This is a genomic window from Gracilimonas sp., assembly GCF_031581265.1.
GTDB lineage: Bacteria > Bacteroidota > Rhodothermia > Balneolales > Balneolaceae > Gracilimonas.
The window spans coordinates 1-19417 of the sequence record NZ_JAVLBQ010000047.1; the positions used below are offsets into that span (position 1 = coordinate 1).

Annotated in this window: 15 protein-coding genes and 1 riboswitch; of the genes, 9 read left to right on the forward strand and 6 right to left on the reverse strand. The window is 40.7% G+C overall.

Annotation, left to right across the window (positions count from 1 at the left end):
* Positions 1 to 279 precede the first annotated feature (279 nt).
* From RI561_RS12810 to RI561_RS12830, 5 genes are all read left to right on the forward strand, one after another.
* Positions 280 to 783 (forward strand): Dps family protein, encoded by a 504-nt coding sequence (locus RI561_RS12810; RefSeq protein WP_395080643.1) that lies wholly within the window; start codon positions 280 to 282, stop codon positions 781 to 783.
* Between the two features lie 83 nt (positions 784 to 866).
* A complete protein-coding gene (locus RI561_RS12815; protein ID WP_395080644.1) occupies positions 867 to 1052 on the forward strand; it encodes a CsbD family protein in 186 nt (61 codons plus the stop codon).
* A 122-nt stretch (positions 1053 to 1174) separates the two neighbouring features.
* A complete protein-coding gene (locus RI561_RS12820) occupies positions 1175 to 1993 on the forward strand; it encodes a mechanosensitive ion channel family protein (protein ID WP_395080645.1) in 819 nt (272 codons plus the stop codon).
* Positions 1994 to 2207: 214 nt separating this feature from the next.
* Positions 2208 to 4376 carry a DUF349 domain-containing protein gene (locus RI561_RS12825; RefSeq protein WP_395080646.1) on the forward strand — a complete coding sequence of 723 codons (2169 nt, stop codon included), beginning with the start codon at positions 2208 to 2210 and terminating at the stop codon, positions 4374 to 4376.
* Positions 4377 to 4528: 152 nt separating this feature from the next.
* Entirely contained in the window at positions 4529 to 5398 is an 870-nt protein-coding gene (locus RI561_RS12830) for an MBL fold metallo-hydrolase (protein ID WP_395080647.1), read from the forward strand.
* 14 nt (positions 5399 to 5412) lie between these two features.
* On the opposite strand, the gene RI561_RS12835 is transcribed toward RI561_RS12830, so the two are convergent.
* Entirely contained in the window at positions 5413 to 5892 is a 480-nt protein-coding gene (locus RI561_RS12835) for a hypothetical protein (protein WP_395080648.1), read from the reverse strand.
* 193 nt (positions 5893 to 6085) lie between these two features.
* On the opposite strand from RI561_RS12835, the gene RI561_RS12840 reads away from it, so the two are divergent.
* Entirely contained in the window at positions 6086 to 6691 is a 606-nt protein-coding gene (locus tag RI561_RS12840; RefSeq protein WP_395080649.1) for a TIGR04282 family arsenosugar biosynthesis glycosyltransferase, read from the forward strand.
* A 60-nt stretch (positions 6692 to 6751) separates the two neighbouring features.
* Positions 6752 to 8029, forward strand: coding sequence for a M28 family peptidase (locus tag RI561_RS12845; protein WP_395080650.1), 1278 nt, complete (start codon positions 6752 to 6754; stop codon positions 8027 to 8029).
* Between the two features lie 24 nt (positions 8030 to 8053).
* Here RI561_RS12845 and RI561_RS12850 read toward each other — a convergent pair whose 3' ends face one another.
* The 5 genes from RI561_RS12850 to RI561_RS12870 form a co-directional block, all read right to left on the reverse strand.
* A complete protein-coding gene (locus tag RI561_RS12850) occupies positions 8054 to 8929 on the reverse strand; it encodes a hypothetical protein (RefSeq protein ID WP_395080651.1) in 876 nt (291 codons plus the stop codon).
* A 95-nt stretch (positions 8930 to 9024) separates the two neighbouring features.
* Entirely contained in the window at positions 9025 to 9921 is an 897-nt protein-coding gene (locus RI561_RS12855) for a hypothetical protein (protein WP_395080652.1), read from the reverse strand.
* A gap of 1 nt (position 9922) precedes the next feature.
* Complete coding sequence (locus RI561_RS12860; RefSeq protein WP_395080653.1) at positions 9923 to 12181, reverse strand: carboxypeptidase regulatory-like domain-containing protein; 2259 nt, start codon at positions 12179 to 12181, stop codon at positions 9923 to 9925.
* A 278-nt stretch (positions 12182 to 12459) separates the two neighbouring features.
* Complete coding sequence (locus tag RI561_RS12865) at positions 12460 to 14292, reverse strand: Xaa-Pro dipeptidyl-peptidase (RefSeq protein ID WP_395080654.1); 1833 nt, start codon at positions 14290 to 14292, stop codon at positions 12460 to 12462.
* Positions 14293 to 14412: 120 nt separating this feature from the next.
* Complete coding sequence (locus RI561_RS12870) at positions 14413 to 16860, reverse strand: TonB-dependent receptor (RefSeq protein WP_395080655.1); 2448 nt, start codon at positions 16858 to 16860, stop codon at positions 14413 to 14415.
* Between the two features lie 51 nt (positions 16861 to 16911).
* Positions 16912 to 17005: riboswitch (TPP riboswitch) on the reverse strand.
* A 227-nt stretch (positions 17006 to 17232) separates the two neighbouring features.
* Between RI561_RS12870 and RI561_RS12875 the strand changes: the two genes are divergently transcribed.
* Both RI561_RS12875 and RI561_RS12880 read left to right on the forward strand, forming a co-directional pair.
* Complete coding sequence (locus RI561_RS12875; protein WP_395080656.1) at positions 17233 to 17922, forward strand: TIGR04283 family arsenosugar biosynthesis glycosyltransferase; 690 nt, start codon at positions 17233 to 17235, stop codon at positions 17920 to 17922.
* Between the two features lie 92 nt (positions 17923 to 18014).
* Positions 18015 to 19417, forward strand: a 1403-nt coding sequence (locus RI561_RS12880) for a hypothetical protein (RefSeq protein ID WP_395080657.1), incomplete at its 3' end; no start/stop codon positions are given.

The following is a 19417-nucleotide window of genomic DNA, read 5'->3' on the forward strand; positions in this document are numbered from 1 at the left end:
GTATGTAAACGACATGGTTTCGGTAATGGAAGATGGAGAAGAGATTTTGTATTTAGGTACCAATAAAGGGTTGTACTCTTACACCTTCGAAGAATAGCACTTCAAGTTTATTTAAGTCTTTAAACCCCGGCTCTTTACAGAGGATGGGGTTTTTTATTGATTGATAATTTCAATGGGGTACATCATAAATTCTTTTAAACATAGACTTGAGTATTGGAACCTCTGCCCACAGTTATTGTTTAGTTAATTGAATATTCATAAAGAAAATGTATTGTACTTATGGAGATTGAAACACTAAATGGAGTAAAAGCTATGGAAGTAAATATTGGAATTTCAAAAGAACATCGAGAGAACATTGCAGAAGGCCTGTCAAAAGTGTTGGCAGATTCATACCTGTTGTATTTAAAAACACACAACTATCACTGGAATGTTACCGGTGAGTTGTTCCATCAGCTGCATGAGCAGTTTGAGGAGCAGTACACAGAATTAGCCGAAGCCATTGATGAAATTGCCGAACGCATTCGGGCACTTGGATTCAGGGCACCGGGGTCGTTCAAAGAATTCAATGAGATTACCTCAATCAAAGAAGACACTGATAGCCCCAAGGCTATGGAAATGGTTCGGCGCTTAACGCAAGCCAATGAGCAGGTAATTCGTACCGCTCGAGAAGCTTTAGAGCCTGCCAATGCCGCGGACGATGAAGCCACTATTGATTTATTGACCGAGCGATTAACAGTTCACTCCAAAACAGCTTGGATGCTACGCAGTCATTTAGAAGAGTAGTTAGTAAAGCGTTAATGGTTATTAGTTATCTGTATTTCCCAACAACCAATAACCATTTCCCATTAACCAAAAAAAGAGAGATTATGAATGATTTAAGCATAAAAGGTAACTGGAACGAAATAAAAGGTAAACTCAAACAGAAGTACTCAGATCTTACTGATGATGATTTGGCTTTCACGGAAGGAAAAGAAGATGAATTACTTGGACGACTTCAGAAGAAGCTCGGAAAAACAAAAGATGAAGTAAAAAAGATTATCGCTGAAATCTGAAACGATAAGTCAGTCTTTAATTTTACAAAGGGGGCGAGAGCCCTCTTTTTTTATGGTGATACTAAAAAAATTTATACATCTTAGAACATCGAAATTTATAACATTAAAAAGGGTATTAGAGTATGGAAAATTTTAGCATCGGTTCAGAACAAATAATGAACTTTGTGGCCACTTTTGGTCCAAAGTTACTTGCTGCAGTTGCCACTTTAGTCATAGGTCTCTGGATCGTCAAATTAATAGTGAAGGGTTCCGTAAAAATGCTGAACCGCAGTAGCGTTGACGATGCCTTGGTCTCATTCCTAAAAAGCCTGATTTCAATTCTGTTGAAGGTGATGGTGTACATAACCGCCTTGGGAATGTTAGGCATTCAGATGACCTCATTTATTGCCGTATTGGGTGCTGCCGGTTTAGCGGTTGGTTTAGCGCTTCAAGGTAGTTTGTCAAACTTTGCAGGCGGAGTTTTAATTCTCTTCTTCAAGCCCTTTAAAGTAGGGGATTTTATCGAACGTGGAAGTGAATCGGGAACGGTTGAACGAATCGATATTTTACATACGGTATTGAGAACACCCAATAATCAACTGGTGGTTATACCTAACGGACAGCTCGCTAATTCTCCGATCACCAATTACACTACCGAGGAAACACGAAGAGCCGTTTTCCCAATAGGGATCAGCTATGATTCGGATGTAAAAAAGGCCCGGGAAATCATTTTACGTGTTCTGAATGAGGATGAGAGAATACTGGAAGATCCGGCACCAATGGTTGTTCTTACTAACCTGGGAGACAGTTCGTTGGATTTGTCGGCACGGGCATGGACAAAAACAGAAAATTATTGGGGATTCTTTTGGGATAACCTGGAGAAGATAAAAGAAGAATTTGACAAGGACGGAATTGAAATGCCTTTTCCACAACGGGATATACATCTTATTAAAGAAGAGTAAAGTGAAGAAAACCAAGACCAAAAGGCGCTGTAGTAGGCGTCTTTTTTTATTGATAGGTATCAGAGGCGAGTACCTATCTAATTGATCTAAAACACTTTGATATCCTTTCTCTTTTGATTGCCAAAGATTGGGTAGATATATTATCTTAACTGTTCTAAATGAGAAGGCTTCGAGCCGTTAAATATTAAAGAACCACGAGGAAAGGAAGGTTACTGTGGAGAACCTGGAGCAAAACAACACCGATAAGAAAACAGACGAAATTTCTAACGAAGAACAATCCCAAGATTCATCAGATGAGGTTAGTACCGACGCTGTAGAAAGTGAAGAGTTGAAATCTTCAAACAAATCAGCCGATGAAACTAAAATTGATGAAAGTACAGAGTCAGTCGCTGAAGTTGAATCAACAGCAGATGTAGAGGATTCCGAACCTGAAGAACAGCAAGAATCAGCGGAAGAAATTGCTAAGGATAGCGAAACTGAGGAAGAAACTTCTGAAAAAGTGGCAGAGGCGGATATAGAAGAGGATGTTGAGGAACCTGAAACCGAATCGGATGAAGAGGTAGCTGATACTGCCGAAGAAGAAGAGAGTGAAGAGTCTGTTGAAGCAGAAGAGTCCACAGAAACAACTGAAGAAATTGATGAAGTTACTGACGAAGAGAGCCGTGACGCCGATGATGAACAAACCGAAGAAGATGCGGAATCGTATTACGGGGATATTGTTGACCGCGCCAAAGAGTTAGTGGTACAAACCGACTGGGCTTTTGTGACGACCGAACTTGCCAATCTTGCCCAAAATGTAGCCGAAGGACCGGAGTCAGCCAGCGACAAAGCCAAACAGCTTATTGACGAATTCCAGGAATTGCGCGATAATTTTGAAGAGAAAAAGCGAAAGCATTACGAAGAACAAAATCGTAAAAAGGAAGAAAATCTTGCCAAAAAGAAAGAGCTGCTTAAAGAACTTTCAGATATCGTAAGTGAAAAAAAGTGGACTGCTACCAAACAAGTTGGCAAAATTAAAGGGCAATGGGAAAACATTAAGCTATTACCCAAAGGGGAAGTTGAAGCCTTAGATAAGCGATTTAAGGAACTGATGGATGAATTCGAAGATCACAAAGTTGATCGGCTTGTTAAAAAACTTCAGGAAGAAGAAGAAAACCTGGAGCTGAAGCTTTTGCTGTTGGACAAGATGGATGCGCTGGTTAAAAAGCTGGAAGGAGCAAGCCCAAATTTTGAGGATCTTGAAGATCAGTTTAATAAGCTTATTTCTCAGTGGAGAAAAGTAGGCCGGGTACCATCTGATAAGAATCAGGATTTATGGGATCGGTTTAACAAGGTGCAGGATACTTTTAATGAAATCAGGTTTAAAGTTGATAAAGAGTATCGCGAGGTTATTGAGAAGGCGCTGAAGAAAAAGAAGAAACTGATCAAAGAAGCGGAAGCGTTGGTAGATAATGACAACCTTGCCGATGCAGCCCGAAAGGTGAATAAACTGCACCGGGCGTGGAAAAAAGCCGGCAATCTCCCGCAAAAAGATGAGAACGAAATGTGGGATCTTTTCAAAGCGGCTACTGATAAATTTAATGAGTATAAAGCCGAAAATATTGATGAGCTTCGCGAAGAAGAAGAAGAGAATCTCGAGAAAAAGTACAATCTCATTGAAAAGGCAAACGAAGTAAAAACCACAGACGACTTCGATAAAGGCCATCAGGTTATGCAGAGTTTAATGGGCCAATGGAAAAAGATTGGACCTGTTCCCCGAAAAAAATCTTCCAAGATCTGGAAAGAATTTAAGGGAGCTATGGATGAATTTTATGATCGACGTCGTGAAGCATTTAAAGGGCAGCGAAAAGATCAGAAAGAAAACCTGGCTAAGAAAGAAGAAATACTTGATAAGCTCAGAGAATTGGGCAAGCACGATGACCCGATTGTGGCGGTACAGGAAGCCAAGAAACTTCAACAGGAGTTTAAGGATATCGGGTATGTACCCATCAAAATGAAGAATAAAATCTGGAAGCAGTACCGTGAAGCTTGTGATGTAATTTATGATCGATATCGTGCAGCAGGTTCAGATTTGGGTCTTGAGAAAAAGCTTGCAAACCAAGGTATTGAACCGGATGCCAGAAAAGACATTATAAAATACCAGAAAGAGCGCAGTAAGCTGAAGAAAGAGGTTTCAAAGTTAGAAAGTGAAATGATTCAATATCAGGAAGCTAAAACCTATTTTAAGCCTACAAATCGCGGAAATGCTCTGAAGGACGAGTTGCAAGAAAAAATTGATAAAGCTGAAAAAGCTATAGTACAAAAAGAAGACCGGCTTCAGGAGCTTAAAAAAGAAATTGACCAGTTAAAGAGGTCGGCTGAAGCTGGTGATGAGGAAGAGTAAATTCTTTCTTTTTTTTAGCCAATATTTTTTTACACTTTTAAGGCTGTTCTTAAGAAGCACACATTTGATATAAACATTTATTTTGATGTTTCTTAAGGTTCGATATTTATGAAAACAGCTCTTAATCAGAAAAGAAAAATTAAACAACCATATTGGGTAGAAGTATTGACATAAAGTTTTGGGGCGTAAGAGGGTCTACTCCTTGTGCAAATCCAGAAAATATGGGCTTTGGGGGTAACACTACCTGTGTGCAAGTTGAATTGCCTGATACAGAAGAGTTACTGGTTTTTGATTGTGGCACGGGGTTGAGGAATTTAGGTAACGATATCAACGGGGATAAAAAAGCGTTAAAAGGACGAATCTTCATAACACATCCCCATTGGGATCATCTTCAGGGTTTCCCTTTTTTCAAACCTTTTTATGAAGGAAGTAATTGGTTTAGAATCTATATGCCGCCACAAGGAGAAATAGGATGCAAAGAAATTTTGCAAGGACATATGTCTAACACCTTTTTTCCGGTTTCTATGGATATGCTTGAAGCCGACTTGGATTGCGAAACCATCCCCATCGGGAAGAAAATATTCGAAAACTATTCTATTGAATATATTTGGGCCACCCACACCGTTCCTACTGCTATTTATAAAGTAACAGCAGGAGAAAAAAGTATTATTTTTTGCCCCGATAATGAACTGAAGTCCGATAAAAGTGAAGAGAATGAATCATTCTTAAAAGCATTCAGGGAATTTATACATGGAGCTGATCTTCTAATTCATGACGGGCAATATTCACGCGAACAATATAAGCTCAGGAAAAACTGGGGACATTCTGCCTGGGAAAATATACTGGATATTGCCATTGAGGAGAATGTTGAGCATTTGGTTATAACTCACCACGATCCTGATAATGATGATGAAGCTCTTTCTGCTATTGAAAAAGAGGCACAGGGAAAAGCGGCCGGTTCAGTAAGCAATGTAAGTTTGGCAAAAGAAGGGCAGGTACTTACCCTGCCCATAGATGAATAATACTTTTGCCAGGTTTAGAAATAGTACCTGATTCCTAAAGCTCCGTTTCCATCAAAATCAGTGCTTGGGGTGAAATTGAAAATCGGGACAGCTTCCACAAATAGATCCAGGGGTACTTCAGGAATAATGTAATTCAATCCGACCGGAATACGGAGTCCCAGCCTTGCATCAGGATCAGAAAGAGCAAGTCTGGCTCCAATGCCATAATAGAACGCAAGTTCTCCTTCTTCCACTTCACTTAGCCAATTGTGAAGCAGGTAATCACCATGAAGGTGTAAAGCATCATTTCGCCCAAACGACCAAGCCGCCCCAAAAGAAAAAGCTGTACGTTCATTGTTCCATGATTTTACCGAAATACCTGTGGGTTCCCCAAGCATCACTCCAATTCCCAGGTCACCACCCTCTCCGCGTGCTTGCCCCATGGTGTTCGTGTTATACATCAATAAAAAGGCTGTAGATAAAATTAATGCAGGCAATAGCTTTTTAATAATCATAATGTGTGGTAATAGTTTAGATTTTGAATGGTATAATTAAACTGATATTGAGATAAATTGTTTACTGTGATAATAGGAAAACGAAGTTAATTTAATCGTAAGAATATTTTATGGGTATGCATCCAACAAGTTGTTATATAATGCAAGAAATTATTCTTAATACATATAATTTCACAAAACAGAATCTAATTTGATGTCGGATAATAAACTTATTGTTTTTGTAAAAAATCCTGAACAGGGAAAAGTTAAAACCCGGTTGGCAGCTTCTATTGGAGATGAAGAAGCATTGTCAGTATATAAAAAACTACTTGCCCACACCGCTGCTATTGCACAAGAGGTTAACTGTGACCGAGAAGTTTGGTATTCGCGGTTCATCCCTGAAAATGATATGTGGAGGGATGAACATTTTAACAAAAAAACGCAAGTGGGAGATAACTTGGGGAGCCGAATGTCGAAGGCTTTTGAGAAGACTTTCCAATCCGAACAATACAATAAAGCCATAATAATAGGCAGTGACTGTGCCGAGTTGACTGCGGAGATTATCCAGGAAGCCTTTAATAAATTGAGCAGCACTGATTTTGTGATTGGTCCGGCGGTAGATGGTGGATATTATTTGTTGGGAATGAAAACATTCCGTCCCAAAGTTTTTGAGGAAATTGAATGGAGTACAGGTTCTGTATTTGAAAGTACGGTTCAAAAAATTAAGGAAATGGGAGCATCATATGCGGAACTTGAAAAGCTGAACGATGTGGATACCATTGAGGATTGGAAAAAAGTTCAGCGTAAAGAATCATTATAGAAACCTATTTTTGTTATCAAAATCTTATCTTGATAAAATTTCACAATCTAAATCAACTTCATGAAAGATCGAATTCTGTTTCTTTTTTTGATATGTCCGGCACTTCTTCTAACCGCATGTAGCCCTGAAGAGCAAACATCTGCTACCTTGACCGAAATATCTTTTTTAGATGTGCAAACCCATATTAGTTATTTATCAACGGATGAAATGAAGGGGCGGGAAGCCGGAACTGCAGAAGAAGCCAAAGCAGCAAATTACATCGCAGATTTGTTTCGGGAATATGGTCTTGTTCCGGCCGGCGAAGAGGATACGTACTTTCAGAATTTCACTGTGAATATGTCGGTGCTTGAAAACCCGCATGCCAGTGAGGGTGACTCTGCGGCGGATAAAAGAATCGCCAAAAATGTAGCTGCTTTATTACAGGGAACAGGAGATTCTGAGGAGCTGGTTATTATAGGTGCACACTATGATCATTTGGGAATGGGAGATTTCGGGTCACTCAGCAGCAGTGAAGAACCAAAAATTCACAACGGAGCAGATGATAATGCATCCGGGACGGCCGGATTGTTGGAGTTAGCCGAGTACTTTTCAGAGAACCGTCCCCAAACCGATATTCTTTTTTTAGCATTTTCAGGGGAGGAAATGGGACTGCTTGGATCTCAATATTATGTTGAAAACCCAACGGTAGATTTAAATAATGCCCTCGCCATGATTAATATGGATATGATTGGGCGAATGAACAACGACCGGTTATTGATATTTGGGGTAGCTACTGCCGATCGATGGGAAGGAATGTTGAACGAAGCCAATAGCGACTCACTTTCATTAGAATTAGTACCCGACGGAACCGGTTCAAGCGATCATACAAGCTTCTATTATCAGGATATTCCGGTGCTCCACTATTTTACCGATACACATGCCGATTATCACCGCCCTTCAGATGATGCGGAGTGGATAAATGCAGAAGGGCAGGCTCGGGTACTGAAGCATGTTGCTCGTGTTGTTGAACGTTTAGACGAATTGGATAAAGCAGACATGGAATTTACAGAAGCACCGGGGCAACAGCGACAATCAATGAGTATGGATGGTCCAACCTTGGGGGTGCTTCCGGATTATGGATATGATGGGGAAGGATTTAGGATTACGGGTGTAAGCGGTGACGGCCCTGCCGCAAAAGCCGGTTTAGAAGGGGGAGATATTATTATCCGAATTGGAGCAATAGATGTGGAAGATATTTATGGCTATATGGGCGCATTAAACGAATTGGAACGAGGTGAAACAGTAGAAGTAACGGTACTTCGAGATGGAGAGGAACTTACGATGCAAGTGTTGCTATAGGAGAAATATGGTATAAATTTTCTCCTAATTATCTGGCTGGCATGATATAATAACTTGATGATCCCCAACACAAACAGGATAAGAAAAAACTTTTCTAATAGACCCTACTAAATACCCAACTCCATTTTCAATATTTGATGTAGCTTCCGGCAGTGCAATTACGTCCCGTCCTAATTCTGAAAAATCAACCCAGTCGCTGCCGGCAACACTTACTACAGCCTTGGTATCCAAGATTTCTATTTGCGGTTGTGAGGCCTCAAGGGATTTCAAAATTACATTCACAAAATCATCATTTGGGTATATGACAATTCGATATTTTTCAGATGTTCGATAGTAGATAACCTGATCTTGAATTACGCTAAACTCGTGGATAGTATTATCCCGCCGGTCCCGTACTTTCCAGTTTAATAAGACCTCAGCGAGGTTGTTTACATCGTACACTTCCACATAATTAAAATCTATGGTTGGGTCGGCAAACTGACCAGGTATATCTACAGTGGCAGTGGTAATGGCTCCATCCGATCTTTCCACTTTTAGTTTATAGGTATTAGATGGATGAATGTCCGTTGTAGTCCAAAAATTCCAGACATAAGCATCTTCCTCGGCAACCTGGGAAAGGGTGAAAAGGGAATCATTCATGGTGGTTATTTCGCCGGTATCAAGGTTTTCTAAGGTAACCGTAGCATCAATAGGTTCATCTGAGTATTCAGTGGTCTCTCTAACCGGCATAACCCGAACCCATTGTGTGTCTGCTTCGGAACCTAAATACCCATAGACGGAGAAAAAGTATTCGTGATTTTCCTCAATGGGTTGAAAGGGCTCTTCACAACCGGATATAAATAAAAGTGAAGCAAGGCATAAAACGCCAAACTTCATTAAAAAGTGACGAATATAGGTCATTATTTTTAGTTAGAAGGAATGATTTAATTAAAGTAAAATATTGCGAGTGATGGCGGTTTCCACCGCCCAAAAAAAGTACGTATGAATAAATTACCTTAATCGATGATAGATTGACATGATACAATCTCTCCAAAGTCTCCAACACAAACTGGAAAAGGGATAGTTTTTCTAATGGTACCTACGAAATATCCCACTCCGTTTTCGATGTTAGAAGTTGCTTGTGGTAGAGCAATGATACTTCTATCAAGTTCGGAAAAATCGATCCAGTCTTTACCAGCTACTGTAATAACTGCTTTAGTATCCAAAATTTCTACATCAACCTGATCTGCTTCAAGTGTTTCAAGAATTTCATTAGTAAAGTCAACATTTGGATAGACCGTAATGAGGTATTCGTCATCATCTTGGAAATATTTTATTCTGTGCTGTAATATTCTGAATAGGTGAATAGTATCATCTCTACGGTCTCTTACTTTCCAGTCTATTCTTGCTTCGGCAATATTATTTACTCCTGTTAAAGAAATATATCTTCCTTCAACTACAGGTTCGGGGTAATCATCAGGAATGTTTACAGTTGTTTTTGAAACTGCCCCATCAGACCTTTCTACAACAAGTGAATAGGCATGGGATGGTTTAATATCAAAGGTTGTCCAGAAATTCCATATTAAAGCATCTCCCGGGGCCACTTGCGGCATACTAAAAAGTGAATCATTAACAATGACTTCTTCTCCGGTTTCAAGCTCTGTCAATGTTGCTGTTGCATCAATGGGTTCATCGGAGTAGTCGGTAGTTTCTCTGACGGGCATTATTCGCACCCATTGCGTATCGGCCGTGGCGTCAAGGAAGCCATAAATGGAATAAAAATACTGATCGTTTTCTTCAAGAGGTTGAAAGGGTTCTTCGCAACCTGCTACAAGAGCTACTAAAGCAATAATCACTACTTTAAAGCTGATGAATGTTTTAGACTTCGAGTTGTCTTTATTCTTAAATAGCATTTTAATTAAGATCTAACCTAAGTGAAAGATAAGCTGTCAGAGGCAGCTGATTGATACGCTCTTGGGTAAATACATCATAGTAGAACATGTTTTTTCTGTCATAGATGTTGATTGCACCAAGCTTAGTTGAAAACTTGTTGTTATCAGATAAATTAAATACTCGTTCAATGGAAACATCGAGACTGTGATAGTTAGGAAGTCTTCCCCGGAACGGTTTATCAATTAATATTCTTTGATCACCGGTTCTAAAGGTTACATCAGGAAAGCGACGGTCGAACCATAAAATTTCATCAAAACCTAATGGACGCGTAAAGGGTGCTCCTGACCCAAATTGCCACCGGGCACCGAGGGTGAATTTTCCTAACTCATAACTTGTCACAGCGTTCACCTGATGTCTTCGGTCATGGGATGGATTATATTCAACAACCGGCTCTCCAAACCAAACTCCAAAATTATCTTGAGCTGCGGTATAAGTAGTATTGGTGTATCCGTAACTTAGTAATCCGTAGAAATTGCCGCGGTTATATTCAATGCGTGCATCCGTTCCGTATACTGTGCCATTAGTAAGTCTTAGGTTAGTTGAAAAGCGGGCTATAGGACTCCAAGTTGAAACCGGGATATCGTATAAATCTTTGTAATAAACTTCAATAGAATAGTTAAAGTAATTCCCAATTCCTTGCTGCCATCCAAGAAGGGCGTGGCGTGCTTCTGATTGTTTTGAATCTCCGGGAATACTATTCCAGGTTACAAATACACCGGTGGCATCCCTGGAATCTGTGAAACCAAATACAGCCTGACGATAAATTCCGGCAGCGGCATTAATTTCACCACCGCCTTCGCCGAATGGTAAGTAAGAAAGTCTAACTCTGGGTTCTATACTAGCCGGATAATTATTATAAAGAGAAAGAACGGCTCCTGGTTCTATTGTTATTTTATCTCCGAGTGGAATCGAAAATTGTACATTTCCGCCTGTACTTAATAGATCAAACTCATTATCAGCCAGCCCGTTTACTCTGCCAATTAAATCATAATTCATCCATTCAATTCTGAAAAGCACTCCATAATCAGCTCTTACTTTTCCATAATATTTGGATAAGGAAAGGTCGGTTCTAAATTGAGTGATTGCTGACTCATATGTTCGGTCTTCAAAAATTGAGGCATTTGAAAGGTTAGATATATGAGAATTAAAACGGAAGAAATTTTGATCATTCAATGCCTGGCAATTCATTCCAATTACAAAATTACTCCATTCAACAGTCTCATCTTTTTGGGTATTTATTTTCCCTTCATCCTTAGTGCGCATGAAAGTACCTGAACAGCTGGATTCGGGATTGGAATTACTGAGTTTAATGTATTGACTCTGGAATTTAAGCGGCTGTTGTTCCGATAAATACCAAGAACTCGTTTCATCTATAAAAGATTGTTTGGCCGACACAATGATAGAAAGCTGATCTTCTTTTATTGGTCCTTCAAACATTACGTCAGCTAAAAAAGGGCTAACAGATCCGGACCCTCCAAATTCAAAACGGTCTCCATTTCTCATGCTTACATCAAGTACAGAGGAGATTCTGCCGCTAAATTCAGAATTAAAGCCACCGGGGTAAAAATCAGCGGATGAAACAAGGTTATCCGGAAAGGGAGAGAAAAAGGAAAGAATGTGAAATGGTTTATAGACTAAAGAACCGTCAACCAATACCATATTTTCGGCGGGTGTACCACCTCGAATAAAAAGCTGGCCACCACGATTACCCAATGAAACTACACCAGGCATAACTTGTAAATAGTTCACCAAATCTCCACCGGCTACCGGAGAAGAAATGCGGCTTACATCCACTGAAGAAATTCGTTGTCGTCCCATTTCTGAACGGGCGGCACTGGTTCTTTGCACTACAGTTAGTTCGCCAAGGTCAACGTCATTAACACTGAGCTCCACACTCATACTTCTTGATTCATTGGCGGCGAAGGTAAGAGTGTCTTCTTGTGTGACATACCCTAAAAAACTGAATATTACACGATAGGACCCGGGATCAATTCGGTTAACTGAATAAATACCGTCTCTGTCTGCCGCAGCACCCAGTAGTTGGTCAGGGTTATCAAGATTTATAAGCCGAACATTTGCGCCCTCGAGAGTTTCTCCGGTTTTAAAATCAGTAATAATCCCATTAAGCGTAGCTTGCTGAGCGGTGGCTTGAAAGGTTAAAATTCCAGTTAAAAATATTGTTGCCCAACAGAGTGAAAGTAGCCGACTAATCTTCTTCAATGTTAACCTGTTTCAGTTTGTGATTTTAGGTAGTTAGTAATAAAGTAGTTAAAATTTATTCTGTGATATTTCTAATAAAAAAAGCACCTGTTACATTTTATTACAAGGGGGTATAGGCTTCAAATAGATTGTATTTAATAAATTCCATCATAATAGTTGACATAAGCTAAGACAAACTAAAATAAATGAAGCGATCTCTCTCTTATCCGCATAACTATCACATTATATAAGATCACCTCAAATCTCCCTTGCCAAAAAGTATGGTACTGGTAATAACTTTAATTTGTATTGAAAGCTCCTTTTCCTCCAACAACAGGTATATTCAAAAAGGTGCCATCCAGATCAACTGTTAGCTGAGTACCGGGTTCTGGCCAGAGAGTATATTCCCTATCACTTCCAAATATCATGAGCCCAATTTGTTGTCCTGCAGGTATAATTTGGTCATCGGGTTGAAGTTCAAAAGTTATGGTGTAAAAAGTGCCGGGTTCAAGAGGGCCACTTTCGGTTAATGACTTATGGTTTTGCGGATCAGCCCAGCCACGTGTAATGATGTTATCCGTAATTTGTGTGCCTCGACCATCTTGCCAGGGTAGTGAAACCAACCAAACCGATAAATTCGCAGCCGGTTTACTGCTCGAAAGTTTTACGGTAATGGATGGCGTACCCGAAATATGTAAAGAATCAACCAAGGGTTCGGTTATATATATCAGCCGGTGGTTGGTCCATTCTGCTTTTGCTAACGTTCCTCCATCAAAAGAAACGTTATCAACTATTGTCTCTGTACCTTGTATTGTTGGTCGCTCTGTAGTCATTCCACCACGTTCAGGAGCACCTTGAGTAAGATGTAAAGTGATATCTTGAGCATCCGGATGTGGGTAGTCGGGATAGGATGTGGGTTGATCTCGTTCATCATTTTCACGGGTAATCCATGCGCGTGATAAATCTTCCACATCACTTTCAACATCAAATAAGTATCGGGTAAACCACATGTTCATCAGCCAGTGTGGAGGCTCGCCACCGTGTCCGCCTTGGTGATAATAAATCATAGAGGGAACGCCCTTTTCTTTAACAGCTTCATAAATACGAAGACTGTGTTCCGGCATTACATTCCAGTCATTGAAGGCATGGGCCATCAACATGGGGGCTTGCAGATTATCAATTTCATTCAAATAATCGCGCCCGGCCCAAAACTCATTATAATCTCCGGTAACCCGGTCTATGCCTTGTGCAATGATGGAATCTCTGTATATACTTCTGTTTCGTTCTCTATATTCTTCAGCTCCGGAATAGATGAAGTCATAGAGCACATCCACGTCTTCTCCCAGGTACCCACCCGGAGATCGAACCAAGCCATGGGAACGATAATAATGGTAATAGGAGGTGTTGGGTGCTACTGGAATAATGGCCTCAAGCCCCTCAACACCGGTTGTTGCAGCGGCAAGTGGCAGAGTTCCGTTGTAGGAAGTACCGGTCATACCAACCTGTCCGGTAGTCCAAAAGGCTTCAACTTCTTCATTCCCATCGGGAGTAGTATATCCAGTAGCGCGACCATTTAGCCAATCTATAACTGCTTTTGGTGCCAATGACTCGTTATCTCCTCCCACGGTTGGTGAACCTTGGGAAAGTCCAGTGCCGGGGGAGCTGGAGTGAACAACTATAAACCCTCGGGGCACCCAGGTTTTAATATGTGAATTGGATATAACAGGGCGTTCGCCTCGTCGCTGTACTTCGGGGCCGGGAGTACGAGCCGGTGGTTCCTCGCCCAGTTCATGTTCAACATCCCAGAAAAAATCATAAGGCGGCCGAGCCGTTCCGGCGTAATAAGGACTCGTTTCATAGATAACCGGTAGTTTCAAATCCCCTGATTCTGTCTGTTGGGGGCGTGTTACCGATACATGCATACGATCGAGTTGCCCTTTGCCATCGGTATCGAATTCAGTTTCAACCCAGAGATCATGGCGAATCCAGTTGTCCTGATTTTCGAATTCAGGAATTACCTGAGCCTGACCATCTTCAATAACAGGAACCTGAATATCCTGAGCCTGGAGGCTTAAAAGTGATGCAGTGAGTAGTGCTGCAAATACAAAAATTGATTTGTAGAATGTTTTCATAATGAAACTTGATTAAATATTTTTCCGATGGGAAAGTAACAGAACTTTTGAAAACTTTTATGAATAAAAAAAGGCACACCCTATTAGGATGTGCCTGAATATTCACCCTCAAAAGAAAAATTAGAAATCCCATTTAATTTGAAACAGGAAATTGGTTCCGGCCTGGGGGTAGTAATAATTATAATGAACAGGATCGCCCGCCTGTATCCACCCAAAGGTATATCCGTTGGTTTCGTATTCGTGATCAAAAAGATTGTTGACTTGTAAAGTTGCGGTAACTCCTTCCAGTAAAGAAATTCGGTCGAGGGAATAACTGATACGTAAGTCATTTACAAAATAAGTGTCAATAGAACGGCTTTTGGTTTCGGTGTTATCGAGGTACTGACGGGATACATATTTTGATATCAGTTCTGCATTCAGTCCCCCTTCCTGATAACCAATCACACCATTTGTAATTATGGATGGAGAGAAAGCTATATCAGTGCTTTCATAGACCGTTTCTTGTTGTCCTTGGTAATTGAAATTGGCATCATACACATCAGTGAACTGGGTGTATTCCACAATTTTGTTTCGGCTGAAGGTAGCATTAGCAGAAAAGCTCAACTGATTGGAAATGCTTAATCCGCCCTGAAGCTCCAGGCCAATACGATAACTTTTAGGAACATTTTCCCGCACTATTTCCCCAACGTCATTAATCGCTCCGGTTGGCACCAATTGATCGCGATAAAACATTCCGTAAGCGTTGACTCCTAAAAAGTAATGAGTGAAATCGCCACGATATCCTGCTTCAACATTGTATAGTTTTTCAGGGTCGGGTCGGCTTTGAGGGGAGGAGTCTACATATTCATCCCGGGTAGGTTCCTTACTGCCTACAGCAAAAGAAGCATAGGCACGCTGCCGGTCATCCAAAGTATAGACAAAGCCAAATTTAGGATTAAAGAAAAGCAGGTCATCACTTTGCTGAAGGGCAACAAGGCTATCGCGAACGCTACTTCCGGCACTTCGGACATACCCATTTCCAAGGAAATCATATTCAACTCCACGCATCTGAACATCGACATATGAGTTCAGGTTTTCAGTTAGTTTATATTGAAATTTAGCATAGGCGTTGTAGTCCTTTTTGATACCGTCATTATCGTAATACCGATCTTCTGTTTCGCTGTTACCGGCGTATCGGGCCCAAATGACTTCCCCGAAGTGAGCTCCGTCGTAGTAGCTGTATGCTCCGCCTAAAGTGAGGTTCCATTTTTCGGAAGGGGTGTATTTTCCGGAAAAAATGGTTCCGTAAAAGTCATTATCGAGCCAGCGACGGCGAACTAAGTCTGATTGCTCGGGGGTGGAATCCAGAATTGGTTCAATCCCATAATCCTCCAGGTCTTCATCTGCTTTATACTCCTCATAGTATCCAAAACCTTTGGTGTAGAAAGTAGAAATGTTGGTGGTCCAGTTATTATCGAACTGATAGGAATAGTGAAGCTGATAATAATTTTGCTGGTAGTTATCTACTTGGTTATCGTATGGTTCTCCGTCCTTTTCAGTTCCGGCCTCATTATAGGTTCGGTTATTTTCCAGCATACTTTCTTCTATACCATACCAAGCCTGATAAGTGCGTTCCTTCCCGGAAAAAACATCGGCTCTAAGCAAGCTTTTTTCGCCGTGCCGAGAGGCAGAAAGAAAATAAGAATCCAAGTCAGATGAGGCTCGATCAATAAAGCCATCAGAATCAAGTTTAGAGAGACGTCCTTCAAACTGCCAGCCGTTTTCCATCAATCCCGATCCAAGTTTTACGTTGTATTTTTGGGTATTAAAAGAGCCAAAGCCGGTGTTTATTTCTCCAAAAGGCTCTACTCTCGAAGAACTGGTTTGTAAGTTGATGGTGGCACCAAAAGCACCTGCACCATTTGTAGAGGTACCAACTCCTCGTTGGATCTGGATATTTTCAGTTGATGAAGACAGATCCGGTAAATTCACCCAAAAGACACCGTGAGATTCAGCATCATTTACAGGAATTCCGTTAATGGTAACGTTGATTCGGGCAGGGTCAACTCCCCGAATGCGAATTCCGGTATAGCCTATACCGGCCCCTGCATCAGATGTAGTGGTAACTGAAGGAGCGCCTTGCAGCAAGTATGGAATATCTTGCCCCAGGTTCCTTTTTTCTATTTCAGCTCGTTCAATATTTGTGTAAGTGATGGGTGAGGTTTCATCGGCTCTTGTAGTACGAACAAAAATATCATCACCGATATAGGTATCGGGAAATAGATAAACAGTAAGGTTTTGTTTGTTGTCTGATACATCCACTTCCTTGTCATTATATCCAATATAGGTTACAAGTAAAGCTTGCTCTCCGTTTTCGGAAAGCCGGATCTCAAAAGAACCATTATCTTGGGATACGACTCCTCGTGTGGTGCCTTGCTGTTTTATAGCTGCCCCACGGAGGGGTTCTTTTGTTTGGGCATCAAGTATAGTTCCGGTTACAACTTGTGCGTGTAGTGGATTGCTAATAAATAGCAGTGTTAGAATAGCGAAAGCCGGTATCAGCGACTTTTTAAGTAAAGAATTAAACATGAATTCCTCCATTTATACTTCTGGTTAATGGAGGAGGTTAACTTGCGTAACTGTGCGGTAAACAGGTTTCCCTACGCCGGTATTATCCGGTTCAGGTATTAGGGTGTAATCTCAGCCCGCGGTGCAAGCACCCCCAACCTAGTTGAATTTCAAAGATAAGGGAAAGAGGAGTGAATATCGAATGTAGAATGAGAAGTTGACGCATATTTTAAATTTATAACAACGGCAGACCTGTCAGGTTTTAAAATGTCCACATATACAATTAGGCTCAGATACAAAACCTGACAGGTCTTGAAGAAATGACCAATAACTCAACATAATTTTTTTGTGTATTTTGATCGAGTCAATCAGCGCCATAAATGTTAAAACCCAATGATCAGCATTATAATCCCGGTCTTTAATGAAGAAGATCAGATCAGAGATTTAGTGACTTATTTAAAAAAGTATAGTACGCATGAACAGACCGAGATTATTGTGGTGGATGGAGGCAGTACAGATAAAACAGTAGAAAAGTCTAAGGCTGCCGGGGCAAGGGTAGTACAATCACCAAATAAAGGAAGGGCTCATCAAATGAATTATGGAGTCGGGCAGGCAACTGGAAAATGGCTTTATTTTTTACACGCCGATACCTATCCCCCAAAAACATTTATAAAAGATATCCGGGAAGAAATAGAAAGGGGAATACAAGCCGGATGCTTCAGGCTCAGTTTTGATTATGATCACCCGGTTCTCAACTTTTATTCTTGGTTCACCAGGTTTGATATTGACCTATTTAGGTTTGGCGATCAAAGCCTGTTTGTGCAAAAAAATCTATTCAATAAAATAAACGGATTTGATGCAGATCTGCTGGTGATGGAAGACCAGAAAATAGTAAAGGAACTCAAGAAGCACGCACAATTTTCCATTATTGAAAAGTCGGTTATTACCTCCGCTAGGAAATACAGGCGATTTGGTGTTTTCAGATTACAGCTGATTTTCTGTATTGTTATAGTCCTCTTTTATTTAAAGATCAGCCAAGAGGTAATCGTTAATTTTTATGAAAATTTTTTGAGAGACGTTTAAGATTACGATAGTATTAAGTGAATGGATAACCCCTGCTTATTTCTTAGAAAAATGCTATCATTCCGCTCTTAAAAAAATCGTTAGCAATTTATATGAAAAGTATCCCAACCGGACTAGCAACTGTATTTTTACTTTTATTTTTTACACTTGCCCAAACCTCCTATGCGCAACAATTATTTGAACGGCAGACGGTCACCGTAAGTAATCTTGGAGTAAGTTTTACTAATGTAGGTACCATAGGAAATCCCAATATCAATAATGTACCAACCGGACCACCGAGTTTAGAATACCCAAAAAATTCAGGTACTGAGCACCTTTTTGAAGCCGGTATTTGGTTGGGGGCTATTGTAGATGGACAAACAAGGGTTTCAAGTTCAGCAGTTACCAATTCGGCCGGATATACAACAGGGACGGCCGGATTTGAATTTACCAACGATGGCTTACCTTTCGATATTCGCTCCTCTTTAGAAGAATCCGCAAACTTTTCCCCGGTAGCGGTTAGTCACGAAGACCTGATTGCTGAATTTACGGATCGGAATACGTCTGTAGGCAATGTGCCCATTGCCGGACATGATAATCCGCTGCAAGCCGATGTAAGAATGGAAAGTTATAACTGGAACTTTGGGTTTGCCCAAGCTCTTACCATCATAAAATATGAGGTAACCAATAACAGCAGTACAAGCTGGGAAGATTTCTATTTCAGTATGTATTCTGATATGGTCGTCAGAAATGTAAATACTACGCTTGAAAGCGGCAGTCAGTTTTACAACAAAGGAGGAACAGGGTGGTTAGATGATTTGTATGCTCTATATGTTTTTGATCGAGGCTCAGCTGATGAAAAGCAAAATACTTATACCTCAAGTATAATTTTAGGGTCAGAATACAGAGATGTTGAATTCCATCCCCGAAGAGCTGAGGAAGTGCAGCAAGCAGGATTGACACCTCCCACAATAAGTCCTGACTATTGGTTATTCTCCGCCGGTGCCGGTGATTTTTCCCGACCTAACGATGATCTTGAGCGATATAACAGGATGTCAACAGAATGGCCATTGGAGCAATATCAAGAAAGGTTACGAGAGGATGGAGCCAATGCCGCAGGTAACTTTATTCAGCTAAACACTATTGGACCATATCCTGAGATAGCCTCCGGTGAAACCGTTACCTTTTATGTGGCTTTTGTTACAGCACTGATGCCCGATCAATTTCAAAGTATTTTACCTTCTAATGTACCCTTTGGGGAGGCTGATCAGTTGGATAATCCACAATCCAGAGAAAACCTTGTTGAAAATATTGGGTGGGCCTACCGACTTTTTGATGGACAAGAAAATGAAGATGGATCCAGAGATCGCTTTTTAGTGCCTGAGCCCCCGGCAGCACCGAATATGAGAGTGGACCTTGAAGAAGGTAAAGCAGTAGTTTATTGGGATGACCGGGCAGAGTCATCCGTAGACCCGGTGACTGAAGAAGAAGATTTTGCCGGTTACAAATTATATAG